The following is a 25,047-nucleotide window of genomic DNA, read 5'->3' on the forward strand; positions in this document are numbered from 1 at the left end:
ACACCGGGGTGACCCGTGGTCGGGCCCCGTTCCGGTCGCGGGTGCGGCGGTCCCGTACGCAGCCGCCCGGGCCCGGCCCCGTACTCAGTCGGCGAGGCGGTGGTCGGCGAGGAACCTCAGGTACTCCTCCCGGTTCAGCGGGTTGCCGTCCGTGCGGGGGCGGGTCGGTGCCGGGCCGCGTACCGGCCGGTCCTGGCTCGGGCGCGACCACATCGCGCCCTCGCCCCGGGTCAGTCCCGGCAGCGCCTGCTGGAACTCCTGTACGCGTCTGACCGGCAGCTCCGCCGTGACCAGCCAGGACGAACCTGCCCCGGGCCGGTCTGTCCTGGACCTGGCTGTCTTGGAAGTGTCTGTCTCGGACCGGCCTGTCCCGGGCCCTCCTGTCCCGTACGCGCCTGCCTCCGTGGAGCCGGTGATCTCGGCTCCGAGCGGGAGGAGACAGCCGACGACGGCGCTGAGCGTGTCCTCCGGGATCTCCGTCTCCACGGTCAGGCAGGGCTCGAAGACCCGGGCGCCCGCCCGTTTCAGCGCGCGCATCAGGACCAGCGGTGTGAGCTGCCTGAAGTCCGCCGCGACGGTGAGCGGCGCGATGTAGCCGGTGCGGGTGAGCGTGACCGTGCAGTCGGTCACCTCCCATCCGTACAGGCCCTGTTGCAGGGTGCGCAGTGCGGACTCCTCGATGGCGCGGTGGAAGGCACGGGGCAGCGAGCCCAGCTCGACCTCCCGTACGAAGGTGACGCCCGCGCCGCGGGGAGCCGCTGCCACCCGCAGCCCCACGGTCGCCAGGAAGTCGTTGGGACCGTGCCGGTCGATCTCGGTGACCGCTTCGCCCCGGCCCGCCGGGCGCTCGAAGTACACCGGGCGGACCGGCTCGAACACCGCCTCCAGGCCGAAGTCCCGCTCCAGCCGCGCCGCGAGGACCTCCTGCTGCACCGCCCCGTAGAGCAGTACGGAGGTCGCGCCGCCGGCCGTCGCCCGGGTCCGGATCAGCGGGTCCTCGTCCGCGAGCGCCAGCAGGGCCGCGTGCAGCCGCGCCTCCTGCCCGGGGCCGCAGGCCCGTACGACGGTCTCCAGGCTCGGCGGGGCGAAGTGGAACTGCTCCAGGCGGTCGTCGGGCGGGCCGAGCCTGTCCCCGACCCGGATGCCGGGCAGACCACGCACCCGGCCGATACTGCCCGCCGTCAGCCGCCGGCCGGACTGCTGGGACTGCTGGGACTGCTGGGACTGCTGGGACTGCTGGGACTGCCCGGGCTTCCCGGGCTTCCCGGGCTTCCCGGGCTTCCCGGGCTTCCCGGCGGTGGTTCCGTCTGCGTCGCGGGCGGGCGGGGCGCCGGGGGCCCGCACGATGTCGATGCCGGTGATCCGGCCGCTGAACTCGGCCTGCTTTCCGCCTGGTTCACGCTGCCAGTAAGTGATGCGCTGCCGTTCGCGTACCTCGCCCGAGAACAGCCGGAGATACGCGACCTTCTCACCGGCGCCCGTGCGCTCGACGGCGAAGACCGTGCCGCAGGGCTCCGTGCCACAGGTCTCCGGCGCGGTCCGTGGGGCCGGACGGAGCAGTGTGGCGAGGCCGTCGGTGAGCGCACCGATGCCCTCGCCCGTCAGCGCGGAGCCGAAGAAGACCGGGTGCAGCAGCCCGGCCCCGCACTGCCGGGCCAGCAGGGTGCGTACGGCGTCCGCCGGTGGCAGCTCGTCGGCCACCAGCGCGGCCAGCAGGGCGTCGTCGTGTTCGGCGAGCGCCTCGGCGGCCGCCATCCGGAACTCCGGCCGCTCCAGGGGCTGTACGGCTGTCCTGGCCGCCGCCGTACCCGCGTCCCGCACCGTGTTCATGGCCAGGATGTCCGGCGTGAGCCCGGCGCGGATGTCGGCCAGCAGGCCGTCGGGGCGAGCGCCGTTGCGGTCGATCTTGTTGACGAAGAGCAGGGTCGGCAGCCGCAGCCTGCGCAGCGACCTCAGCAGCACCCGGGTCTGCGCCTGGACGCCTTCGACGGCGGACAGCACGAGCACCGCACCGTCGAGCACGGACAGCGCCCGCTCGACCTCGGCGATGAAGTCGGGGTGGCCCGGGGTGTCCACCAGATTGATCTGCAGGCCGCCAACGGCTCCGGCGGTTCCGGCAGCTCCAACGGCTCCGGCAGCTCCGACAGCTCCGACAGCGAACGGCGCCACCGCCGAACGGATCGTGATGCCACGCTCCCGCTCGATCTCGCCGGTGTCCGTCTGCGTACTGCCGGCGTCGACGCTGCCGAGCGCGGAGATGGCGCCGTTGTCGAGCAGCAGCCGTTCGGTGAGGCTGGTCTTACCTGCGTCGATGTGGGCGAGCACGCCCAGGTTCAGGGTGGTTCCGGGGATCGGGACGGCGTCGGGCACAGAGGTCCTCAGTGGGGGCGTAGGGGAGAGACGACCTGATGACTCCGTGGAACTGGCGCATCGTCTGCCTTCCCTGGTGACCCTCTGGGCCCGTATACCGGTGGGTTACTGCCTGTCGTTACTGTCCGGCGTTGCTGTCCGGCGTTGCTGTCCGCCGTCGGCGCCTGCCGTGCGTGCACGCTGACGTCTGTGCACGCTGACGTCTGTGCACGCTGACGTCTGTGCACGCTGACGTCTGTGCGGCGAGCCACGTGAGGCTAGCGGCGCGTGCCCCGGCCGCGCGACCGTTTTTCCCCGCGACCCCGCGCGCGGCCCCCCGCGCCGCCGGGGCCGGTGCGCGGATGCGCCGTACCGTGGCGGGATGGCCGAGTCGCAGTCCGGAGTGTCAGAGCCGCAGCCGAGCGCCGACGACCGGCGTTTTCCGGCCAGTCGGGCGCCGGGCTGCGCCGATCTCGCCGCGCTGGACGCCCAGGTGGTGAACTGCCGTGCCTGCCCCCGGCTGGTGGCCTGGCGGGAGCAGGTGGCCGTGGAGAGACGGGCCGCGTACCGGGACCAGGAGTACTGGGGGCGGCCGGTCCCCGGCTTCGGCCCCGCCGACGCGGCGCTGGCCGTGGTGGGGCTGGCACCCGCGGCGCACGGCGGGAACCGGACCGGGCGGATGTTCACCGGTGACCCCGCGGGTGACTTCCTGGTCGCGGCGCTGCACCACATCGGCCTCGCCTCACAGCCGACCGCCACCGCTGCCGACGACGGGCTCACCCTGCACGGCGTACGGATGGCCTCGCCGGTGCACTGTGCGCCGCCGCAGAACAAGCCCACCACCGAGGAGCGCGACACCTGCCGCCCCTGGCTTGCGGCGGAGCTGGCGCTGCTCCGCCCCGGGCTGCGCGCGGTGGTGGTGCTCGGCGGCTTCGGCTGGCAGGCCCTGCTTCCCGTACTCGCGGCGGCGGGCTGGCGGCTGCCCCGGCCGCGGCCGGTGTTCGGCCACGGGGCGCAGGTCGTGCTGACCGGTCCGGACGGCCGCGACAAGCTGCGGCTCTTCGGCTGCTACCACCCGAGCCGGCGCAATGTGAACACCGGCAGGCTGACCCGCCCCATGCTGACAGCGGTGTTCCGCGAGGCGGCCACCGCCGCGGGGCTCCGGCTCCCCGGGCCTCCGGGTGCCACCCCCGGAAGCGGCCCGGGGGAGGGCCCCGGGGCCTGACGGGGTCCGGCAACCGCCCCTGGCGGTCTCCCTTCCCACCTGCGAAGACCCGCGGTGGCACACTGGCCGCGGTCCGCCGAAGGAGCAGCCACATGCCGATGCCGATGTTGCGCACCCTGCGCCGTGCCGTGCGGCTCCCGCACCAGCGCACGGCCGTCGATCTCAGCCACCCCGCCCGCTCCCCGCTCGGCAGCGCGGTCGTGAACTGCGTGGTCTACGTGGACGGCGTCCGGCAGTCGGGCGACTGCCCGGCCGACGAGGCACTGCGCCGGGTCAGGGCGGAGGGCAGCGGCTTCGTCTGGATCGGGCTGCACGAGCCGCAGCAGCCGGAACTCGCCTCACTCGGGGAGCTGTTCGGGCTGCACAGGCTCGCCGTCGACGACGCGCTGCTCCCGCACCCACGCCCCAAGATCAACGCCTACGGCGACATGCTCTTCACCGTCCTCAAGACCGTCGGCTACATCGAGCACCAGGAGCTGACGACCACCAGCGAGATCGTCGACACCGGAGAGCTGGCCGTCTTCACCGGCGCCGACTTCGTCCTCACCGTCAGCCGCGGCCGGCACGGCTCGCTCGGCCCGCTGCGCGAGGCCCTGGAGGCGGACCCCGGCCAGCTCGCCAAGGGCCCGGCGGCCGTGCTGCACGCCATCGCCGACCACGTCGTCGAGCGGTACGCCGCCGTCGGCGACGCCATGCAGGACGACATCGACGCCGTCGAGTCGAAGGTCTTCTCGCAGCATGTGGCGAGCACCGACGCCTGGCGCATCTATCTGCTCAAGCGGGAGCTGATGGAGTTCAGGCGGGCCGTGGTCCCGCTCTGCCGCCCGCTGGAGAAGCTGCTCACCCGGCAGCCGCTGCCGCTGATGACCCAGGACATCCGGACGTACTTCCGCGATGTGGCGGGGCGGCTCGACCGGATCGCCGAGCAGACCGCCGCGTACGACGCCCTGCTCGACTCGGTTCTCCAGGCCCATCTGGCGCAGGTGGGCATCGAGCAGAACGAGGACATGCGGAAGATCTCCGCGTGGGCGTCCATCGTCGCCGTACCGACCATGGTGTGCGGGGTGTACGGCATGAACTTCCAGCACATGCCGGAGAAGAGCTGGGAGTACGGCTACCCGCTGGCCCTGGCCGTGATCGCGGCGGCCTGCCTGGTCATGTACCGGGGCTTCCGCCGCAACGGCCGGCTGTAGCTCCCCCGGCCCCTCGCCCGCGCCTCCCGCGCCTCCCGCGCCCCTCTCCCCCTCGTTCCCGTCCTCCTCGCCCGGTCCTCCTCTCCCGGCCCTCCCCGCCCTGCTTCTCCCGCTCCCTCCGCGCCCCTGCCGCCCCTACCCCGCGCTGCCCGCGTGCTCGATGGGGTGGCTCCATGCCTCGTACGTCGACTGCGGCTGCGGCGGCTCCAGCGGTTCCTGCGGCTCACTCGGCCGCACGGCGCCGAAGCGGGTCCAGCCCCACGCCCGCATCGCGCCCCGCGCCGCCTCGTTCCCCGGCTCCACCAGGGACGCGACCAGCGCGGCACGCGAACGCACCAGCAGCTGGTCGACCAGGCGGGTCGCGATCCCCTGCCGCCGGTAGGACGGCCGCACCATCAGCTCGGCCAGGACGAAGACCTGCCCGGACGCGGTCAGCTCCTCGATGTCCACCGGAAGCGCGCCGCGGAAGCCCTCCCAGAGGCCGCCGTCCCGCTCCAGGACATAGCCGTACGCGCAGCCGGCCAGCGACGGGCCGTCGGCGACCATCATGTCGAAGCCGGGGCGCTGCATGTCGTCGGCGAAGCGCTCCAGGAACTGCCGACGGTCGTGGAACTCCTCACCGCGCGGCCCCGGGTACGCCTCGACGTAGGTGTCAGCGACGGCCTCCCGCTGCTGTTCGGCCTGCCATCTGGTCAGGCGGCGCATGAAGACCTCTGCCATGTGTTCCTCCCGTTTTCCGGCCATCGTCTCAGCGCTCGGCGATCAGCGAAACGGATAGTGCAGGATCCGGCCCCCGCCCGGACACGCAGGCCCAAGGCCCGGTGGGCCGCGTGGTACCGGCGCGCGGCGGAAATGGCCGAATGGCGTCGTCCGGAGTGCGGGGTCCCGGCCGGTGGCTTCCCCTGGATACGTGATGGGCGAAGGCGCGGACGGACTGGACGGGCGACGGGCCCGGGCCGCCGCCCCCGAGGGGCGCCCGCCGGGGCACCGGGTGCGGTCGTTCTTCGCCGTCCTGCTGATCGTGGTCGCCGGGATCCTCACCCCGGTCGCCGCCGTCGCCGTCTGGACCCGCGACGTCATCGGCGACACCGGCCACTACGTCGCGCTGATGCGGCCGCTGGCCTCCGACCTGGCCGTGCGGTCGGCTGTGACCGACCGGGCGACGGACGCCATCATGAAGTACGTCACGGTCGACGCGCTGCTCAAGTCGGTACCGCCCGACGAGCGCGCCAAGATCAAACTTGCCCTCGGCGCACTGGACCGGCCCCTCACATCGGGGCTCAGGAACCTGGTGCACAGCACCGTCGAGGATTCCGTCGACAGCGGCGAGTTCACGCCCGTCTGGGTCCAGCTCAACAGGACCGCGCACACCGCCGCCGAGAAGGCCCTGACCAGCGACCGTGGCAGCGCGCTCACGATCGATCTGGCGCCCGTGACCGAGGCCGCGAAGAAACGGCTGGTGGACAGCGGGCTGACCCTCGCGTCGAAGATCCCCACGGAGCACACCCGGTTCACGGTGCTGGACTCCCAAGCCGTGGGCCGGGCGCGCACCGCCTTCCGGCTGCTGCGGATCGGCGGGCTCTGGCTGCCGATCGTGACCCTGCTGCTCGCGGCGGCCGGTGTGCTCCTCGCGGCCCGCAGACGGCGAGCGCTGGTCACCGCGGCCCTGGCGATGGCGGTCGGCGCGCTGCTGCTCGGCCTGGCGCTCGCCGTCCTGCGCAGCCTGTATCTGGACCGGCTGCCCGCCGACATCCCGGAGCCGGCCGCGTCCGCCGTCATCGACGCGCTGACCGCCTTCCTGCGGACGGCGGTCCGCATGATCGCCGTCGTCGGCGGGGTGGTGGCGCTCGCCGCCTGGCTGGGCGGCTCCGGCCGGATCCCGGTGCGGGTCCGGACGGTGTGGCGGGGCTCCATCGGCGCCGTACGCGACGCCATGGGCCTGCGCACCGGGCGGGCCGGGCTCCGGGTGCTGCGCGCCAGGACCTGGCTCTACCGGACCGTGGTGGCGGTCGCGCTCGCCGTCTACCTGGTCTGGGACCGGCCCACCGCGGGCGTCGTGGTGGGCATCGTCCTGTCCGCGCTCGTCGCGCTGGCGCTGGTGGAGCTGGCCGCCGACGACGGGACGCCCCGCCCGGCCGACGGCGGCCGGGCGGCAGGCGGTTCCACATCCTCGTGAGGCCGGTCCCCGACATCAGCTCTCGACGTCAGTCCCGAGGTCAGTTCCGACGTCAGTCCTCGTGCGTATAGAACAGGTAGAACGTCGCGATCACGGCGCCGATGCCGAACCCGGCGCCGATGAACGACGACGACAGCACGCTCGATCCGGTCATCGAGTACAGGAACCCCATCGCCCCGCCGATGAGGACGCCGTACCCGGCCGCCCTCGCCTCCTTGGGCAGCGAGTGCTGGATCCGGCCGAAGCCGAAGGCCAGCACCGCGAGCACCAGCCCCGACACGATGCTGAGCACCGTCTTGGCGGTGCTGAAGACATGTCCGGAGCTGAGGATGAACGCCGTGTACAGCCCGTAGACGACACCGAGGAGCAGGGGGACGCCCACGGCGGCCGCGGGGAGGTGCCGGTGGGCCGACGGGCGCCGATGAGCCGCCCGGTGTCCGTGGAGCGTGCTGGGTGTGGCCATGGCAGATTCCTTCCGCTCGCCCTCTCCCCAGCGGACACCCGCGGCGGCCACCCGGCAACTCGTACGGCGTAACAGGACGGCCTGACAGGACGGCGTAGCGGAACGGCGCCCCGGCCCTCCGCACACCCCGCGCTCATCCCCCGCCCGCTGTCCGCCCGCCGTCCGCACCCCCGCGCGCACCCGGGCGGTGCCCAGGGGCGCACGCGGCGGATGAATCCCGCACGCCAGGACGTAGTTTGTTGCCATGGGTGACACGGTCGGCAGCAGAGCAGACGCACGGAAGAGGCAGCCGCTGATCTCGCCGCCGGAGTGGCTGATCCGGGGGCTGCGCCCGCAGCCGGCGCCGATCCCACGGGCCGCCGTGGTCCGCGCGAGCATCGCCCTGGCCGCACCGCTGGCGGTCGGCCTCGCCGTCGGACAGCCCCAGTACGGGGCGCTCGTCGCCATGGGCGCGCTCTCGGGTGTCATCGGCGACACCGCCGACGCCTACCGGATGCGGATCTTCAACATCGCCGTGCCACAGTGCTTCGGCGCGCTCGGCGTCATGCTCGGCACCCTGGTGTACGGCGACGGCTGGACCGCGGTGGCGGTGCTCACGCTGGTCGCCCTGGTCTCCGGGATGATCTCCACGATCGGCGCGGTGGCGTCCGTGTCGGGGCTGCTGCTCCTGCTCAACTCCGTGGTCGGCGCGGGCCTCCCGATGCCGGGGCCCTGGTGGAAGGCCCCGCTGCTGCTCTCGCTCGGCGGGCTCTTCGTGCTGGTGCTCGCGCTGCTCGGCTGGCCGCTGCGGGCGCGGGCCCCGGAGCGTACCGCTGTCGCCGCGACCTACCGCGCCGCCGCCGAACTGCTCGCGGCCGCGGGCACGACCGCGTACGACGTCAGACGCCAGGCCGTGACCGCCTCGCTCAACGCCTCGTACGACCTGATCCTCGCCCGGCGCGCCCACTACCACGGCCGCAGCACGTCCATGGTGCGGCTGCTCGGCCGGCTCAATGTGCTCGTCCCGCTGATCGAGGCGGCCGCCGCCGCCCATCTGCACGGCCGCGCCTCGCGCCGCCCCGAGATCGCCGCCGCTGTAAGGGACTTGGCCGATGTGGTCGCTTCGGGCCGCTCCGGCGCGGTGCCCGACCTGGTGCTCCCCGAGCCCGAGGGCCCCGCCGACCGCGCGATGAACGCGGCGCTGCGGCACGCGGCCACCGTGGTCGGCGAGTCGGATACGGACGACCCCGACCACTACGGCGCCGACGACCGGCTGGGCCGGCCCGCCGCGCTCGGGGTACGGGCCCGCAGGGCCGCAGCCACCGTGCTGCTCTCGCCCGCCTCCTGGCGCTACGGGCTGCGGCTGGCGCTCTGCATCGGCCTGGCACAGGTGCTGGTGTCGGTGGTGAGCGTGCCCCGCTCGTACTGGGTCGCGCTGACCGTCACTTTCGTACTCAAGCCGGACTTCGGCTCGGTCTTCTCGCGGGCGGTGCTGCGGGCGCTCGGCACCGCGGTGGGGGTGCTCACGGCCGCACTGGTCCTCGGGGTGGTGCCGCGCGGCTGGTGGGACGTGCCGGTGATGGTGGTGCTCGCCGCGCTGATCCCGGCGGTCTCCGCGAACGGGTACGCGTTCCAGACCGCGGCCATCACCCCGGTGATCCTGCTGATCTCCGACCAGCTCAACCATCTGGGGTTCCATCTGGTGCTGCCCCGGCTGCTCGACAGTCTGATCGGCTGCGGGATCACCCTGGTCGCGGGCTATCTGCTCTGGCCGGAGAGCTGGCACACCCGGATCGGCGACCGGCTCGCCATCGCGGTCGAGGAGAGCGCGCGCTATGTCGAGTGCGCCTTCGGCGGGGAAGCGGCGGACGTGCCGAGCCCGCCGGGCGACCACAACGACCGGGCCCGGCTGCGGCGGCGGCTCTACCGCGATCTGTCGGTCGTACGGACGGAGTTCCAGCGGGCCCTCACCGAGCCGCCGCCGACCGGGAAGCGGGCCGCCGCCTGGTGGCCGCTGGTCGTCGCGGCGGAACGGATCGTGGACGCGACGACGGCCGCCCGGGTACGCGTCGACCACGGGGCCCGGCCGCCCGCGCCGGATGAAGTGCGCGCTGTGACCCGGGAGTTGCGGGAGCTGGCGCACGGGCTGCGGTCGAGCCCGACGCTGGTGCAGGTGGAGACCCGGATCGAGGGCGACGACGAGGGCGTCCTGGCCCCGCTGCGCCAGGAGGTCGTCGCGGCACGGGAGATCGCCTCACCGCAGCGGTGAGACGGGCCGGTGAGACGGGGCGGTGAGACGGGCCGGTGGCCGGCCGCCGGGGCCCGGAGACGGCGGAGCCGGGAGACGCCCGGAGACGGCGGAGCCGGGCCGGGCATGGCCCGGCCCGGCTTTTTCCGCCCCGGCAGGTCACCCGCACCCGGCATCGTTGACGACGCCGGGTGCGGGGGTGGGGGGCCGACGCCGGGGAGGTGGCGTCAGGGCATTTCAGGTGGCGCTGTGCGGAGCCGCAGCCGCCCTGTCAGGGGCTGCTTTCAGGAGCTGCTGTCAGGAACTGCTGTCAGGAGTTGCGTGCCACGTTCGCCTTGGCCAGGGCCTTGGCGAAGCCGTTCGCCCACAGGGAGTCGACCTGGGCGCGCTCCTGCGCGTCGGGCTGCCGGTTGGTGCAGGACGGGCCGGGGCCGCCACCCGACATCAGCTCGGTGCACGGGCCGCTGTAGTCGTCGGGAAGGCCGAGCACATGCCCGGTCTCGTGGGCGGTGACACGGATCGAGTCGTACTCCTGGGTCTGCGCGTGGTCCAGGAAGATGTAGCCGCTGCCGTGACCGTCCGTCGAGGCGTACGAGCCCTGCGGGTCGTCGCCCTCACGGTAGGAGAAGTCGGCGCCGGACGAGCCCGCCTGGAGCTTGACGTTGGTCTCCGCGGCGTTCCATATCTGCGCGCTGGCCGATATCTGGCTCTGGTAACTGGGCGCGGCCGAGGCGTCGTAGGTGATGGTGACGGACTTCAGCCCGGGGTGGGCCGCCTGCTTCTTGGCGACCGACTTCATGACGGCGTCGAAGAACGCCTTGTTGCCCGCCTCCTGCTGCGCACTCGTGTAGTGCTGGGCGCCCTGCTGCGCGGTGTGCGGCACGGGGGCCTGGGTGGAGGTGGCCGCCTGGACCGGGGCCGCGGTGCCGAGGGCGGCGGCGATGCCGAGGCCGAGGATCGCGGACATCGCGGTATTACGGTGCTTCATGTGGGGGGCTCCTACTCGTCCGGTGTGGGGGTGAACGGGTGGTACCGGAGAGTGTGCTGTGCGGGCGCCCCGCCGGGATGATGGCAACTGGCGATAACTTGGGGCTATCGGTGCGGGTTTGATGGTCTGGTGCGGCCTCCGGCACACCCCTACTCTCTGGTTGCATGGACCTTGAGGTGCGGCATCTTCGCGCACTGTGCGCCATAGCGGACACCGGCAGCCTCCACCGGGCGGCCCGTGAACTGGGCATGAGCCAGCCCTCGCTCACCACACAGCTCCGCCGGATCGAGAACTCCCTGGGCGGGCAGCTCTTCTCCCGTACCCGCACGGGCTGTCGGCCCACCCCGCTGGGCCGCACCGTACTCAGCCGCGCCAGGCCCCTGATCGACGAGATGCGCTCGCTGGTCACCGAGGCGAAGGCGGCGGCGGCGCGTGCGGCCGGGCCCCGGCTGCGGATCGGCGCGACGGCGAGCCGCGCCATCCCCGGCTGGCTGCGCCGGCTGCGCAGCCGGCTGCCGGACACCGAGACCTCGCTCCATATGGATGTGTCGGCCAACGCCCTGCTGCGCCTGGTGGCATCGGGCCAGCTCGATGTGGCGTTCGTGCACGAGGTGGAGGGGTGCCCGCTGCGCGTACCGGACGGCCTGGAGGTCCGTGTCCTGGTCGAGCGCGAACCGCAGTCCGTGACACTGGCCGCCGACCACCCGGCGGCCAGCGACGCGGTGGTGAAACTGGCCGACCTGGCGACGGACCAGTGGATGGTCGACCCGACCGTGGACGGCGAATGGGACGGTATGCGCCGGATGCTGCGCGCTGCGGGCCTCAATCCCCGGGTGCTGCACGGCGATTACCTCACGGCGTTCGCCCTGGTCGCGTCCGGCGAGGTGGTCACGGTCTGCCAGCCGACCACCAGACCCAGACCCGACCTGGTGATAAGACCGCTGCACGGGGACCCTCTCGGGGTGCGGCTGCTGCTCGCCGCACGGTCGGGGACGGATGAGGCGGAGCTGGACGTGGTGTACGAGGAGCTGGCCGCCGCCTACGGGGAGTTGCTGTAGACCTGGCGCAGACCGGGACGGCCGGGAGCGGGTCGTCACCGAGGGTGAAATCGTGTTCCCCGTGGAGCCACCGGGGAGTCCGGGTGGCGTCAGCCCAGTACGCCTGCCGGGCCTTCCGCGTACCATCCGCTGCCATGGGCTCCGAACTGGTCGTGGATCTGCGCACGCTGCCGCTCGCCTCGCTCGACGATTTCTGGGACGCGGTGACCCGGCCGTGCGGGCTGCCCGACTGGTTCGGCAGGAACCTCGATGCCTGGTGGGACGTGGTGGAGACCCGGGGCGTATCGGAGACGGTCGACGCGCACGGTCTGCTGGTCGTACGGGCCAGGGCGGCCGGGCTTTTCGCTCCGGGGCAGCCGGACGGCGCACGGCTTTCGGCGCTGTTCGCCGACACGACCCGCGCACGGCTCGACCTGGAGCCCGACCCGGCGGCGTGAGTTCTACCCTCTCCTGAGACCGGCCCTTCGGGGCCGGTCGGTCCAAGATCGCTGACGGCGGTCGCTAACCTTACGTGTCCGCCCTGGCCAGGGATCGACTCCCGTCGGCGCGGACGTGTCTCGTACTCGACTCTGCGAATCATTGCGAAAGGTCTCGCCCATGGGCATTCGGAGCTTGCTGCGCAAGGTGTTTGGACGCGACCGCGTGGAGTCCGGTGAGCCGTCGGCGGCCACGACCGTTCCGGCGCAGGCCGAGCGCACGTCGGCGCCGTCGAAGACCTCTGCGGAGTCCTCGCAGTCGTCGGAGTCGTCGTCGGAGAAGGTGGCGTCGGCGGACGAAGCGGCTGAGGGTGCGGCGTCGGAAGGCACCGCATCGGAAGGCGTTACGTCGGAAAGCGTTACGTCGGAACGGGCCTCGTCCGAGGGCGCGTCGTCGGAGAAGCCGCGTACGGTGTCGCTGCCCGCACAGGCCGACAAGGCGTCGACCTCCGTACCGGCCGCCGAGAAGACGGTGCCGAAGCCTGCTCGCAGGTCCGGTCCTGGGATCGCGTCCGACCTGGTGGCGGAGGCTTTCGACAACCCGAAGCCGAGGTCGGCCGAGCCGACTGTGCCGGCCCAGGCGAAGGCGTCGGACAAGGCCGCGCCGGAAGCCGAGCCGAAGCCGGAGCCCGCTCCCGCCGTCACCGAGGACGCGCCGGTTGCCGCTGAGGCGACAGCTGTTGAGCCGGAGACTGCGGCCGAGCCGGAGGCGGCCGAGGCATCCGAGGCAGCACCGGCCGAGGCAGAGGCGGAGGCTGCGGAGCCCGCCGTCGAGGCGGAGCCGGAGACCGCGACCGCCGAGCCCGTCACGGAGCCGGAGCCCGCGCCTGCCACCGAGCCCGAGGCTGCCACCGACACCGACACCGGCACCGACATCGCCCCCGAGCCCGAAGCGGCCGAAAGGGCCGAAGCGGCCGTGACAGCCGTGACGGCCGTGCCGGAGGAGACCGTCCCCGCCGAGGCCGAGACCGAGGCCCCCGCCGAGGCCGAGCCGGTCGCCGCCGAAGCGGAGCCGGAGGCCACCACCGAGCCGGCCCGGACCGAGGCACCGGAGCCCGCCCCCGAGCCCGCCCCGGCCGAGCCCGCGGCCGACACCCACGTCACCGAGCCCGCCGCCGACATCACCGAGCCGGCGCCCGAGCCCGTCTCCCCCGCCGAGGCGCCGGCGGCCCCCGCGGCCCCGGCAGCCGCCGACCTGGCCACCCGCGCGCCGCAGCTCGTCAGTGCCTACCAGGCCGCCGGGGCCGAGATCGGCAAGGCCGGGCTGAGCGATGCCAAGGCCGCCGTCTATCTCGTCCTGGACCGGTCCGGTTCCATGCGGCCGTACTACAAGGACGGCAGCGCGCAGGCCCTCGGCGAGCAGACCCTCGCCCTCGCCGCGCACCTCGACGAGCGGGCCACCGTCCGTGTCGTCTTCTTCTCGACGGACATCGACGGCACCGGAGAGCTGACGCTCGACTCGTACGACGGCCGCGTCGACGAGCTGCACGCCGGACTGGGACGGCTGGGCCGCACCAGCTACCACCGGGCCGTCGAAGAGGTCGCTTCGCTGCACGAGAAGTCGGCCGATCCCACCGCCCCGGCCCTGGTGATCTTCCAGACGGACGGCGCCCCGGACGCCAAGGTCGTGGCCAAGCAGGCCATCGCGGAGGTGGCGGACAAGCCGTTGTTCTGGCAGTTCGTGGCCTTCGGCGACCACGAGTCGAAGGCGTTCGACTTCCTCCGGAAGCTGGACGTCCCGCACGCCGCGTTCTTCCACGCCGGTCCCACACCGCGTGAGCTGGCCGACTCCGAGGTGTACGAGCAGCTGCTCGCGGCCTTCCCGGCCTGGCTGGCGGCGCGCAAGAGCTGACACCGGACAGCACCGGCCGAACGGGGCCCCCGTCCAGCGGACGGGGGCCCCGGCGCATAACCCGGTCGGAGGCTCGCCGTGAGGAAGTTAGGATTTCGACCATGGCGGCCACTGGATCTGAGAAGCAGGGGACGAACGCGTACTACGTATCGACCCCCATTTACTACGTCAACGACGCTCCTCACCTGGGCCACGCCTACACGACCGTTGCAGGGGACGTGCTCACGCGCTGGCACCGTCAGCGCGGCGAGAAGGTGTGGTACCTCACCGGCACGGACGAGCACGGTCAGAAGATCATGCGCACGGCCGAGGCGAACAACGTCACACCGCAGGAGTGGTGCGACAAGCTCGTCGAGGAGTCCTGGAAGCCCCTCTGGGAGCATCTGAACATCGCGAACGACGACTTCATCCGGACGACGGAGAAGCGGCACACCGACCGTGTGCAGGAGTTCGTGCAGGACCTGTTCGACAAGGACGAGATCTACAAGGGCGGGTACGAAGGCCCGTACTGCGTGGGCTGCGAGGAGTACAAGCTCCCCGGCGACCTGATCGACGGCGAGCCCGACTTCCCCGGTCAGAAGCTGTGCCCGATCCACAAGAAGCCGGTGGAGATCCTCAAGGAGGAGAACTACTTCTTCAAGCTGAGCGAGTACGGGCCGAAGCTGCTGGAGTTCTACGAGGCCAACCCGGGCTTCATCCAGCCCGAGTCGGCGCGCAACGAGGTCGTGAACTTCGTGCGGCAGGGGCTTCAGGACCTGTCGATCTCGCGCTCGACCTTCGACTGGGGCGTCCCGGTGCCGTGGGACGAGAAGCACGTCATCTACGTCTGGGTCGACGCGCTCCTCAACTACGCCACGGCCGTCGGCTACGGCGCGAACCAGCAGAAGTTCGACGAGACGTTCCCCGCCGACGTGCACCTGGTCGGCAAGGACATCCTGCGCTTCCACGCGGTGATCTGGCCCGCGATGCTGATGGCCCAGGGCCTGCCGGTGCCCGGCAAGGTCGCGGCGAACGGCTGGCTGATGGTCGGCGGCGAGAAGATGTCGAAGTCGAACCTGACCGGCATCAAGCCGCAGGACCTGACCTCGCACTTCGGTGTGGACGCCTACCGCTGGTACTTCCTGCGCGCGATCGCCTTCGGCAGCGACGGATCGTTCTCCTGGGAGGACTTCTCCGCCCGCTACACCTCCGAGTTGGCGAACGACTACGGCAACCTCGCCTCGCGGGTGGCCGCCATGGTCGGCAAGTACTACGGCGGGACCCTGCCGGCCGCCGAGGCCGCGGGCGCCGCCGAGCAGGCCGTCCAGGAGGGTCTCGCCAAGGCGGTCACCGAGTCCGACCGGCTGATCGGCGACGAGCTGGACTTCCAGGGCGGCATCCTGGCGGTCTTCGACTTCGTGAAGCAGGTCAACGGCTACATCACGGAGCAGGAGCCGTGGAAGGTCGCCAAGGACGAGTCGCCGGAGGGCCGGGCCCGCCTCGCGACCATCCTCTACACGGCGGCCGAGTCACTGCGCGGTGTCGCGGTCCTGCTGAACGCGGTGATGCCGGTGACCTCGCAGAGCCTGTGGGACTCGCTGGGCGCCGAGGCGGACCTCGGCGCACTGGCCGACCAGAAGCTCCAGCAGGCCGGCACCTGGGGGCAGCTCCCCGCGGGTGCGACGGTGACGAAGGGCGCGGTGCTGTTCCCGCGCCTGGAGGAGAAGCCCGCGTAACGGGTGAAACCCCAGCAGGAGGGCCCGGAACCGCGACGGTTCCGGGCCCTCCTGCTGTGCCGTGGCCCGTGTCAGCGCGCCCAGGCCGTGAGCGGGGCGGTGTCCAGCTCGATCCCGACCGGCCCGGGCAGCTCGACGGTCTTCCCGAACGGAACCGTCACCACTTGCTCGTACCGCACACCGTCCGGCTGCGAGTGGACCTTGACCTCACCGGCGTCACGGTCGATCAGCAGATAGACGGGGATCCCGGTCTCGGCGTAGGCGCGCGGCTTCTCCACCCGGTCCCGGCGATCGGTGTCGGCGTCGTTCGAGGTGACCTCGACCACCATCAGCGCACCCTCCGCGCTGGCCCACTCGCCCTGGCCGACGAAGGTGTCGATCGGAGCGAGGACCCCATCGGGGCGGGCATTGCCCTTCCGGTAGGTCTCGATCCGCAGGCCCTGCTCCGGAAAGAGCCAGAGTCCCTGCTTCGACTGAATGCAGATCTGCGTCAGCCAGACGATGATCCGCCCGTGGTCCCCGTCCGGCACAGCCTTGACCCCCAACTTCCCGTTCACGAACTCCAGACGCACCGCTTCGTCGGCTCGTATGGCGTGCCGGGCCAGTCCCTCGAACACTTCCTGGGTCAGGACGGTGCACCGCTCTTCCACGACGCTCACCACGGTCTCCTCAGGGGTAGGTGACACGCTCCAGCCTACGGGGCGCCGCGTCGCCACCGCGCGGCTTCACTTCCGCTTCACTCCCCCAGCATCGAGGCGTCCCCCATGACCACCACGGGCTTCTTCGACGGGTCCAGCCAGCGCAGCAGTTCCTTCATCCGGTCCTCCGGCAGGGAGACGCAGCCGTGCGTGGGGCCGCCGTGGTCGACGTGGAACCAGACGCCGCCGCCCCGGTTCGCGCCCATCGGGCGGGTCCAGTCGAGCGGGGTGGTGCCCGGCTTGTGGTTGTAGTTGATCGCCACCACGTAGTCGAAGGCGCCCGCCAGGGACTCCCCGTCGAAGCCGGTGCCCGCCGCGACGAAGGAGGGCCCGTGGTCGTACGGCAGGCGGGTGCCGGGGTCTTTCTTGCGGCCGCCCGCGTCGGTCAGGCCGAAGACCCCTGCGGGTGAGTGGAGATCGCCCTGGTAGTGCTCCTCGGTCCAGCCGTGCAGGGCGTTGTGCGCGGGCCACGGGTCGGAGACCGGCTCCCAGCCCTTGACCCGGTCGCGCACGTAGAGGACGGCGGTGGAGCGGCTGGAGTCCGCCGCGTCGCCGGTGACGACGACGGCCTGCCGGGCGGACTCCGGGATCTTCGCCAGGGTCTTGGGGCCGAGCGCCGGGATCTCCTTGACCTGAAGCTCCGCGGCCCTGCGGAGCTGCGGGCCGGCCGCGGGCGTCGCGGAGGCCGCGGCAGGCGCCGGCGGTCCGCCGTGACCGCTGTTGTCCTCGACCGCCCGGGCCGGAGCCGTCGTGTGTCCCGGGAACCCCGAACATCCGGAGAGCACCAACCCGCCGGTGACCAGTGCGGTCGCCAGGAGCGCACCTCTGGGAAGTCGGCGAAGAGACATGTACGAGCCTTTCAGTTCACGTCGGATCCCGTCGGATCACGTCGGGTGCACGCCGTTAACGACTGGTGTGTGCCGTAGGCGTCGATTCATTTCGAGGAACCCGCCAGGGTTCCCCCCGGGGCCGGCCCCTATGCGGAAGTCGGTGTGACGTTCGATGGCGGTTTCGACGTCGTTGTCGCGCATTACGCCCCGTCCAGGGCCTGCCGTACGGTCGGGACAAGGGCTGCCCCAAGCCTGGCGCGTCGCCGCGCACGCACAGACTCGCCGGAATCAGATTGCCCCCGCCCCCGGTCTTGATCTTGACCGGCACGCCGATCAGTCCGTCGTACTGGTTCATCCCGCGCAACTCCGTGAGACCACAGCCGCTCCGTGGAAGGACCGCGAGTGCCGGGCCGGCCGACAGCACGGAAACAGCCCCCGGTCGGGCGGCCAGGGGCTGTTCTGCCGTTTCACGTGAAACGGGGAGCTGTTACTTCTCCTGCTTGTCCTTCGGCGGGGCCGCGGGCTTGCGCAGCTGGATGTTCAGCTCGCGCAGCCGGGTCTCGTCGAGGACCGTGGGGGCACCCATCATCAGGTCCTGCGCGTTGCCGTTGAGCGGGAAGGCGATCGTCTCGCGGATGTTCGGCTCGTCGGCGAGCAGCATCACGATGCGGTCCACGCCCGGGGCGATACCGCCGTGCGGCGGGGCGCCGAGGCGGAAGGCGCGGAGCATTCCGGCGAACTCGTGCTCCACGGTCTCCCGGTCGTAGCCGGCGATCTCGAACGCCTTGAGCATCAGGTCAGGCTCGTGGTTACGGATGGCGCCCGAGGAGAGCTCGATGCCGTTGCAGACGATGTCGTACTGGTACGCCAGGATGTCGAGCGGGTCCTTCTCCTCCAGGTCGGCATAGCCGCCCTGGGGCATCGAGAAGGGGTTGTGCGAGAAGTCGATCTTGCCGGTCTCCTCGTCCTTCTCGTACATCGGGAAGTCGACGATCCAGCAGAACCGGAACACGTCCTCCTCGAAGTGGCCGGCGCGCCTGGCCGCCTCGACCCGGACCGCGGACATGATCCGGGAGACCTCGTCGAACTCGCCCGCGCCGAAGAAGACCGCGTGGCCGGGCTTGAGTTCCAGACGCTCGGTGAGGGCGGTGATGTCCGCGTCCGTGAGGAACTTGGCGATCGGACCGGCGAGCGCGCCGTCGTCACCGACCCGCACCCAGGCCAGGCCCTTGGCGCCCTGCTCGACGGCGTACGCACCGAGTCCGTCGAAGAACTTGCGGGACTGGCCCGCGGTGTCCGGGACGGGCAGCGCACGGACGTGCTTGCCGGCGAACGCCTTGAAGCCGGAGTCCGCGAAGACGTCCGAGACGTCGACCAGTTCGAGCTGGGCGCGCAGATCGGGCTTGTCGTTGCCGTACTTGAGCATCGACTCGCGGAACGGGATCCGCGGGAACGGCGAGGTGACATGGCGGCCGTTGCCGAACTCCTCGAAGAGCTCGGTCATCAGCTTCTCGATCGGGCGGAAGACGTCCTCCTGCTCGACGAAGCTCATCTCCACATCGAGCTGGTAGAACTCGCCGGGCGAGCGGTCCGCGCGGGCGTCCTCGTCGCGGAAGCAGGGCGCGATCTGGAAGTAGCGGTCGAAGCCGGAGATCATCAGCAGCTGCTTGAACTGCTGCGGCGCCTGCGGGAGCGCGTAGAACTTCCCCGGGTGCAGCCGCGAGGGGACCACGAAGTCACGGGCGCCCTCGGGGGAGGTCGCGGTGAGGATCGGGGTCGCCATCTCGTTGAAGCCCAGCTCGGTCATCTTGTGGCGCATGGCGGAGATGACAGCCGTGCGCAGCATGATGTTGCGGTGCATGCGCTCGCGGCGCAGGTCGAGGAAGCGGTACTCCAGGCGCCGCTCCTCGTTGACGCCGTCCTCGGCGTTGATGGTGAAGGGGAGCGGGGCGGCGGCGCCGAGCACCTCGACCTCGCCGACCTCGATCTCGACCTCGCCGGTCGGCAGTTCCTCGTTGACGTTCTCGGTGCCGCGCGCGGAGACCTTGCCGTCGATACGGACGACCGTCTCCTTGGTGACCTTGGAGAGCGCCTCGTTGGCGGGGGTACCGGGGCGGGCGACGAGCTGCGTGATGCCGTGGTGGTCGCGCAGATCGATGAAGAGGATGCCGCCCAGGTCTCGGCGATTGTGCAGCCAGCCGCTCAGCCGGACGTCGGAGCCGACGTCAGAGGCGCGCAGTTCGCCGCACGTGTGGGACCTGTACCGATGCATCGTTCATCCAGTTCTTCGCGAGACAGGCGGGAAGGGTGTACTTCGCACCAGGGTACCGCCGGGCACACCGTGCCTTTACGCCTTTATCGGCCGGGCCCCGGGCCCCCGGGGAGCGGCCGCATGGACGCACCCTGTGTGGCGGCGGCCGGTCCCACCTTCTTAAAGTGGGTCAATGCGCACCGAGGACGTCCTGGCCGCCATTGCGACCGGCCTGTGGCGATGGGACAACACCGCCGGGATCGTCACGCTCGACGCGGAAGCCGCCCGGCTCATCGGTATGCCCGCCGAACCCGCCAGCATCTCCGAGGCCGCCGCCCGTTCCCGCTTCCACCCCGTCGACTGGAACGAGATCAACGGGACGGTGAATCTCGCGGTGGCCGAGGGCACCCTCGCCGAGGCCCGGCTGCGCATCGTCGACGAGACCGGCAAGGTCCTGCGTACCGTACGCAGCCGCTCCAAGCCGCTGATCAGCGCGCACAGCTTCGTCCTGGTCGGCACGCTCCAGGAGGTCGCGGAGCCGCAGCCGGGCGACGCGGCCCACACCCCGATCACCGGTGACTGGCGCCGTTCCCGTGAGGCGTTCCTGCTGGACGCGGGGCGCGCGCTCGCCGAGGCCAGGTCCACCGAGGAGGTACTGCGGGTGGCCGCCTCGCTCTCCATGCCGGGGTTCGAGCCGGACGGTCTCGCGGTCTTCGGGATCACCGGGGACTGGCTGACCGTCATCGGGCACCACGGGCACAATCCCGCCGAGGACGGGCTGCTGGCCGAATTCCCCATGCGCACGGACGAGGTCTATCCCGCCGCCGAGGTGGCCAGGACCGGGCGGGCCATCTATCTGCCGACCCCCGCCTCGTACCGCGACCGCTATCCCCGGTACTGGCCGGCCGTGGAGCCCCTCAAGCGGCAGTCCTGGGCCTTCGTGCCGCTGGTCGACTCGGGTGTGACGATCGGCGCCTGGATGGCCGCCTTCGCGTATCCGGTCAGCTTCTCGCCGGACGAACGCTCGGTGCTGACGACGGTCGCCCGGATGCTGGCCCAGGCCCTCGCCCGCGCCGGGGTCGCCGACAACGAGCGTGAACTCTCGCTCGGGCTGCAGCGCTCGATGCTGCCGATGCTGGGCCCCCGGATCCCGGGGATGACGGTCACCGCCCGGTATGTGCCGACCGGGGGCGGTCTCCAGGTCGGCGGCGACTGGTACGACGTGATCGCGCTGCCGGGGAGCACCGCGCAGGAGGACGGCAAGGGCGGCGGCCGGGTGGCTCTGGTGATCGGTGACGTCCAGGGGCACGACGTACGGGCCGCCGGGATGATGGGCCAGCTGCGGATCGCGCTGCGCGCGTACGCGGCCGAGGGCCATCCGCCGGACGCGGTGCTCTCGCGGGCCTCGCGCTTTCTGTACGGCATCACCGAGAGCAATGACCAGACCGTCTCCGACGATCTGCCACCGCCGCGTTTCGCGACCTGTCTGTACATCGAGGTCGACCCGGCCACCGGCACGCTCGACGTGGCCCGCGCGGGCCATCCCGACCCGACCGTCCGCACGGTCGACGGCACGGTGCTGGTACGGCCCGTCGAGGGCGGGCTGCCGCTGGGCATCCACCCGGACACCGACTACCCGACGACCCGTCTGACGCTCCAGCCCGGCGAGACGCTGATGATGTGCACGGACGGGCTGATAGAGACCGGCGGCCACGATCTCGACACGGGCTGGGAGCGGATCCGCGGCACGCTGGAGCGGCACACCGGGGAGAATCTGGAGACCCTCGCCGACGCGCTGGTGCAGGCCGCGCACGGCCCGCCGGAGCACCACCACACCGGGCCGTTCTCCGACCGCCGTGAGGACGACATCGCCGTCCTGCTGATGTCCCGTGCGGGAGAGCCCGTACGGGCGGGCACGACCCGGCACATCTCGCTGACGATCGCCCAGGCCCAGCCGGAGCGCATCTCGGCGGCCCGCAGCCAGCTGCGGGAGCTGCTGCACGACTGGACGGACAGCGAACAGGTCGACTCGGCCGCGCTGATGGTCTCCGAGATGGCGACGAACGTCCTCATCCACACGGACGGCGACGCGCGGATGACCGCGGACGTCACCGGCGGGCCCGGCAGCCGGCGGCTGCGGGTCGAGGTCTCGGACGACAGCGACGAGCTGCCGCACAAGCGGCGCCCGGGCGAGATGGCCTCGTCGGGGCGCGGGCTGCTGCTGATGGAGATGCTCGCGGACATGTGGGGGGTGGATCCGCGCGGCTCCGGCAAGTCGATCTGGTTCGAGCTCTACGAGTCGCGGGGCGAGTCGAAGGACAGGCCGGCCGGTCCCGCCGGGCCCGGGGACTCCGGCGAGGGCGAGGGCGACGAGGGGCCGACCTCCGATCTGCTGACCGACTTCCTGGCCGACCTCGCACCCGACGAACTGCTGGAGCTGGAGACGGACGATCAGCAGGGGGACGGCGCGCGGAAGGACCGCGCACGGGAAGACGGCGCGCGGAAGGACCGGGCACGGGAAGACGGCGCGCGGAAGGACCGGCCGCGGGAGGACCAGGCGGGAGAGGGCGACGACCGGCAGGAAACGGACCCGGGATCGGCTCAGGCGTCCGGGTCGGGCACGGCCCCCGCGCCCGGGTCAGCCCCCGGGTCAGGCCCCGGGTCGGCCCCCGCCCCCGGTTCCGGTCCGGTCTCCGGCGGGTAGCGCTTCCGCAGTTCGCCGATCACCCCGAAGGCCGCCGCCGCCACCGGCACCGCGAGCAGCATCCCCAGGAGCCCCGCGATGCTCGCCCCGGCCGTCAGCGAGATCATGACCATCGCCGGGTGCATCTGGACCGTACGGCTCTGGATCACCGGCTGCAGCACATGCCCCTCCAGCACCTGCACCAGCAGGACCACGCCGAGCGCCCAGAGCGCGATCACGAAGCCCCGGTCGGCGAGGGCCACCAGCACGGCGACCGCCCCGGAGATGAACGCGCCGAGATACGGGATGTACGCGCCGACGAACACCAGCGCACCGAGCCCGAGCGCCCCCGGCACACCCAGGATCAGCAGGCCGACCGTGATGCAGATGGCGTCGATGAGCGCGATCAGGGTGGTCCCGCGCATGAATCCCTCGACGGCCTCGAAGGCCCGGCGGGCCATGGCCTCGATGGTGGCGCCGTGGCCCGGGGCGATGGCGTACGCGAGTCCGCGGGCGTGGTCCGAGTCGCGGAGGAAGAAGAAGGTGAGGAGCAGCGCCAGCACGCTGGTGGCGATGAGGGTGCCGATCAGGCTCAGCCCGTTGAGCAGCCCGCCGGCCGCGTTCGCGCCGAACTTGCCGAGCAGGTTCTTGGCGTTGTCGGCGATGTTGGTGATGCCGTCGCCTGTGGCCACCCCGAAGTGGTCGGCGATCCACTTCCCGGCGTCCTTCAGTGAGGCGACGATCTGGTTACCGGTGTCGATCAGTGCGGTGACGACGATGTACGCGGCCCCGCCGACGACGGCGACGAGCGCGGCGCAGGTCAGCCCGGCCGCGAGCGACCTGTTCAGCCGCATCCGGACCAGCCACCGGTGGACCGGTCCGAGGAGCGCCGTACCGAGCAGGGCGAGCAGTACCGGGGTGACAGCGGTCTTCAGCGTGACGCAGAGCCAGACCCCCACCGCGGCCACGCCCGTGACGAGCAGTGCGACGACACACCAGGCGGCCAGCCGGCGGGCGTGGGCGGGGAGAAGCGGCTTCTGGGTATGCACGCCTCCAGCCGATCACGGGCGCGGGTCGACGGCTCGTTCACCGGGGCCGGGCGAGTGGCGGCGTAACCTCCCCGGCCCGGCCGGGCCCGCCACCCGCGTGTGCAGCACCCGCCCGCGTACGGCCCACACCTGCGTAGGGACAGGCCCTACATCCCGTGCACCGCGGGCACCGTCCCCAGCCGGCCGCGCTGGAAGTCCTCGAACGCCTGCTTCAGCTCGGCCTCACTGTTCATCACGAACGGCCCGTAGTGCGCCATCGGCTCCCGTATCGGGCGGCCGCCAAGGAGGACGACCTCCAGGTCCGGGCTCTTCGCGTCCTGGGCCTCGTCCGCGCGGACGGTCAGCGATGAGCCCGCGCCGAAGACCGCGGTCTGCCCGGTGCGCACCGGGCGGCGGTCCGTGCCGACGCTGCCGCGCCCGGCCATCACGTACGCCAGGCCGTTGAAGTCCTCGCGCCAGGGCAGCGTGACCTCGGCGCCCGGCCGTACCGTCGCGTGGATCATCGTGATCGGGGTGTGGGTGATGCCGGGGCCGTCGTGGCCGTCCAGTTCGCCCGCGATGACCCGCAGCAGCGCACCGCCGTCGGCCGATGTGAGCAGCTGGACCTGGCCGCCGCCGATGTCCTGGTAGCGCGGGGCCATCATCTTGTCGCTCGCCGGCAGGTTCACCCAGAGCTGGAGCCCGTGGAAGAGCCCGCCGCTCACGACCAGCGACTCCGGCGGCGCCTCGATGTGCAGCAGGCCGGAGCCCGCCGTCATCCACTGGGTGTCGCCGTCGTTGATCGTGCCGCCGCCACCGTTGGAGTCCTGGTGGACGAAGGTGCCGTCGATCAGATACGTGACGGTCTCGAAGCCGCGGTGCGGGTGCCAGGGCGTGCCCTTGGGCTCACCGGGCGCGTACTCCACCTCACCCATCTGGTCCATCATGATGAACGGGTCGAGGTACTGGTAGTTGATCCCGGCGAACGCGCGGCGCACCGGGAACCCCTCGCCCTCGAAGCCCCCCGGCGCGGTGGACACCGCGAGCACGGGGCGCGGCACGGCGCCTTCGGGCGCGTGGACGCGCGGCAGGGTCAGCGGGTTTTCGACGGTCACGGCAGGCATGGCGGCCCTCCAGGCAGGATGCTCGGCATTCAAAGTAGTTGAATGGTGAACATCCAGCAAGCCATGACCATTCCCGGGGCCTTGCCGACCCCAAGTTCAAGCCAGAGGCGGCCGGATCAGCCGTACATCCGCCGCATCGCGAAGTCGACCATCTGCTCCACGGCCTTCGCGTCGAAGACCATCCGGTGCTCACCCTCCATGTCGAGGACGAAGCCGTACCCGGTCGGCAGCAGGTCGATCACCTCGGCGCCGGTGATCACGAAGTACTTGGACTCCTTGCCCGCGTACCTGCGCAGCTCCTTCAGCGAGGTGAACATCGGGATCACCGGCTGCTGGGTGTTGTGCAGGGCGAGGAATCCGGGGTTGTCGCCGCGCGGGCAGTAGACCTTCGACGTGGCGAAGATCTGCTGGAAGTCCTCGGCGGCCATCGAGCCGGTGGTGAAGGCCCGCACGCCGTCGGCGAGCGAGGGCGGCGACGGCTCGGGGTACAGCGGCTGATCCCCGTAGCCGGGCTGCGGCGCGGCGTACTGCTGCTGGGCGCCCTGGTTCGGGTTCGAGTCGTAGCCGTACATGCGCGCAAGAGTACTGAGTAAAGGGGCCCCGCCGCAGGGGCGGTCTCGTCACACTTGCCCGATAGGGGTTGCATCTTATTACTGACGGGTAGCATCATCGTAGCTACTTGCTGGTATTCGTTACAGGTATGCGTTACGA

Annotated in this window: 18 protein-coding genes and 1 pseudogene; 9 read left to right on the forward strand and 10 right to left on the reverse strand. The window is 71.7% G+C overall.

The window, feature by feature from the left end:
- Positions 1 to 84: 84 nt before the first annotated feature.
- On the reverse strand, positions 85 to 2,337 hold the full coding sequence (locus tag OG510_RS17755) for a GTP-binding protein (RefSeq protein ID WP_406142434.1): 2,253 nt from the start codon (positions 2,335 to 2,337) through the stop codon (positions 85 to 87).
- Positions 2,338 to 2,731: 394 nt separating this feature from the next.
- Here OG510_RS17755 and OG510_RS17760 point away from each other — a divergent pair, with 394 nt between their 5' ends.
- Both OG510_RS17760 and OG510_RS17765 read left to right on the forward strand, forming a co-directional pair.
- A complete protein-coding gene (locus OG510_RS17760; protein WP_406137970.1) occupies positions 2,732 to 3,574 on the forward strand; it encodes a uracil-DNA glycosylase in 843 nt (280 codons plus the stop codon).
- A gap of 98 nt (positions 3,575 to 3,672) precedes the next feature.
- Positions 3,673 to 4,767: a magnesium and cobalt transport protein CorA gene (locus OG510_RS17765; RefSeq protein ID WP_406142435.1), complete on the forward strand. Its 1,095-nt coding sequence runs from the start codon at positions 3,673 to 3,675 to the stop codon at positions 4,765 to 4,767.
- 135 nt (positions 4,768 to 4,902) lie between these two features.
- On the opposite strand, the gene OG510_RS17770 is transcribed toward OG510_RS17765, so the two are convergent.
- A complete protein-coding gene (locus OG510_RS17770; RefSeq protein WP_406137971.1) occupies positions 4,903 to 5,487 on the reverse strand; it encodes a GNAT family N-acetyltransferase in 585 nt (194 codons plus the stop codon).
- 172 nt (positions 5,488 to 5,659) lie between these two features.
- On the opposite strand from OG510_RS17770, the gene OG510_RS17775 reads away from it, so the two are divergent.
- Positions 5,660 to 6,943: a hypothetical protein gene (locus OG510_RS17775; protein WP_406137972.1), complete on the forward strand. Its 1,284-nt coding sequence runs from the start codon at positions 5,660 to 5,662 to the stop codon at positions 6,941 to 6,943.
- A 52-nt stretch (positions 6,944 to 6,995) separates the two neighbouring features.
- On the opposite strand, the gene OG510_RS17780 is transcribed toward OG510_RS17775, so the two are convergent.
- On the reverse strand, positions 6,996 to 7,406 hold the full coding sequence (locus OG510_RS17780) for a hypothetical protein (protein WP_406137974.1): 411 nt from the start codon (positions 7,404 to 7,406) through the stop codon (positions 6,996 to 6,998).
- A 244-nt stretch (positions 7,407 to 7,650) separates the two neighbouring features.
- Here OG510_RS17780 and OG510_RS17785 point away from each other — a divergent pair, with 244 nt between their 5' ends.
- A complete protein-coding gene (locus OG510_RS17785; protein ID WP_406137975.1) occupies positions 7,651 to 9,654 on the forward strand; it encodes an FUSC family protein in 2,004 nt (667 codons plus the stop codon).
- Between the two features lie 289 nt (positions 9,655 to 9,943).
- Here OG510_RS17785 and snpA read toward each other — a convergent pair whose 3' ends face one another.
- Positions 9,944 to 10,621, reverse strand: coding sequence for a snapalysin (gene snpA / locus OG510_RS17790; RefSeq protein ID WP_406137977.1), 678 nt, complete (start codon positions 10,619 to 10,621; stop codon positions 9,944 to 9,946).
- A 164-nt stretch (positions 10,622 to 10,785) separates the two neighbouring features.
- Here snpA and OG510_RS17795 point away from each other — a divergent pair, with 164 nt between their 5' ends.
- From OG510_RS17795 to metG, 4 genes are all read left to right on the forward strand, one after another.
- A complete protein-coding gene (locus OG510_RS17795) occupies positions 10,786 to 11,679 on the forward strand; it encodes a LysR substrate-binding domain-containing protein (protein WP_406137978.1) in 894 nt (297 codons plus the stop codon).
- Positions 11,680 to 11,813: 134 nt separating this feature from the next.
- The gene (locus tag OG510_RS17800; RefSeq protein ID WP_406137979.1) at positions 11,814 to 12,116 is read left to right on the forward strand and encodes a barstar family protein; all 303 of its coding nucleotides are present in this window, start codon (positions 11,814 to 11,816) and stop codon (positions 12,114 to 12,116) included.
- A 160-nt stretch (positions 12,117 to 12,276) separates the two neighbouring features.
- Complete coding sequence (locus OG510_RS17805) at positions 12,277 to 14,007, forward strand: VWA domain-containing protein (RefSeq protein WP_406137980.1); 1,731 nt, start codon at positions 12,277 to 12,279, stop codon at positions 14,005 to 14,007.
- A gap of 101 nt (positions 14,008 to 14,108) precedes the next feature.
- On the forward strand, positions 14,109 to 15,722 hold the full coding sequence (gene metG / locus OG510_RS17810) for a methionine--tRNA ligase (RefSeq protein WP_406137982.1): 1,614 nt from the start codon (positions 14,109 to 14,111) through the stop codon (positions 15,720 to 15,722).
- Positions 15,723 to 15,793: 71 nt separating this feature from the next.
- Here metG and OG510_RS17815 read toward each other — a convergent pair whose 3' ends face one another.
- From OG510_RS17815 to aspS, 3 genes are all read right to left on the reverse strand, one after another.
- Complete coding sequence (locus tag OG510_RS17815; protein ID WP_406142436.1) at positions 15,794 to 16,372, reverse strand: Uma2 family endonuclease; 579 nt, start codon at positions 16,370 to 16,372, stop codon at positions 15,794 to 15,796.
- Positions 16,373 to 16,458: 86 nt separating this feature from the next.
- On the reverse strand, positions 16,459 to 17,268 hold the full coding sequence (locus tag OG510_RS17820) for a L,D-transpeptidase family protein (RefSeq protein ID WP_406137984.1): 810 nt from the start codon (positions 17,266 to 17,268) through the stop codon (positions 16,459 to 16,461).
- 469 nt (positions 17,269 to 17,737) lie between these two features.
- Positions 17,738 to 19,522 carry an aspartate--tRNA ligase gene (aspS, locus tag OG510_RS17825; RefSeq protein ID WP_406137985.1) on the reverse strand — a complete coding sequence of 595 codons (1,785 nt, stop codon included), beginning with the start codon at positions 19,520 to 19,522 and terminating at the stop codon, positions 17,738 to 17,740.
- Between the two features lie 172 nt (positions 19,523 to 19,694).
- Here aspS and OG510_RS17830 point away from each other — a divergent pair.
- Positions 19,695 to 21,833: pseudogene (locus OG510_RS17830) on the forward strand (SpoIIE family protein phosphatase); the annotation flags it as partial.
- Positions 21,834 to 22,102: 269 nt separating this feature from the next.
- Here the strand turns inward: OG510_RS17830 and OG510_RS17835 are convergent.
- The 3 genes from OG510_RS17835 to OG510_RS17845 form a co-directional block, all read right to left on the reverse strand.
- Entirely contained in the window at positions 22,103 to 23,233 is a 1,131-nt protein-coding gene (locus OG510_RS17835; RefSeq protein WP_406137987.1) for an AI-2E family transporter, read from the reverse strand.
- Positions 23,234 to 23,379: 146 nt separating this feature from the next.
- Positions 23,380 to 24,336 (reverse strand): pirin family protein, encoded by a 957-nt coding sequence (locus OG510_RS17840; RefSeq protein ID WP_401968269.1) that lies wholly within the window; start codon positions 24,334 to 24,336, stop codon positions 23,380 to 23,382.
- A gap of 116 nt (positions 24,337 to 24,452) precedes the next feature.
- Positions 24,453 to 24,908 (reverse strand): SseB family protein, encoded by a 456-nt coding sequence (locus OG510_RS17845; RefSeq protein WP_164264700.1) that lies wholly within the window; start codon positions 24,906 to 24,908, stop codon positions 24,453 to 24,455.
- Between the last annotated feature and the right edge of the window lie 139 nt (positions 24,909 to 25,047).

This window comes from Streptomyces sp. NBC_01089 (genome assembly GCF_045162975.1).
Classification (GTDB): domain Bacteria; phylum Actinomycetota; class Actinomycetes; order Streptomycetales; family Streptomycetaceae; genus Streptomyces.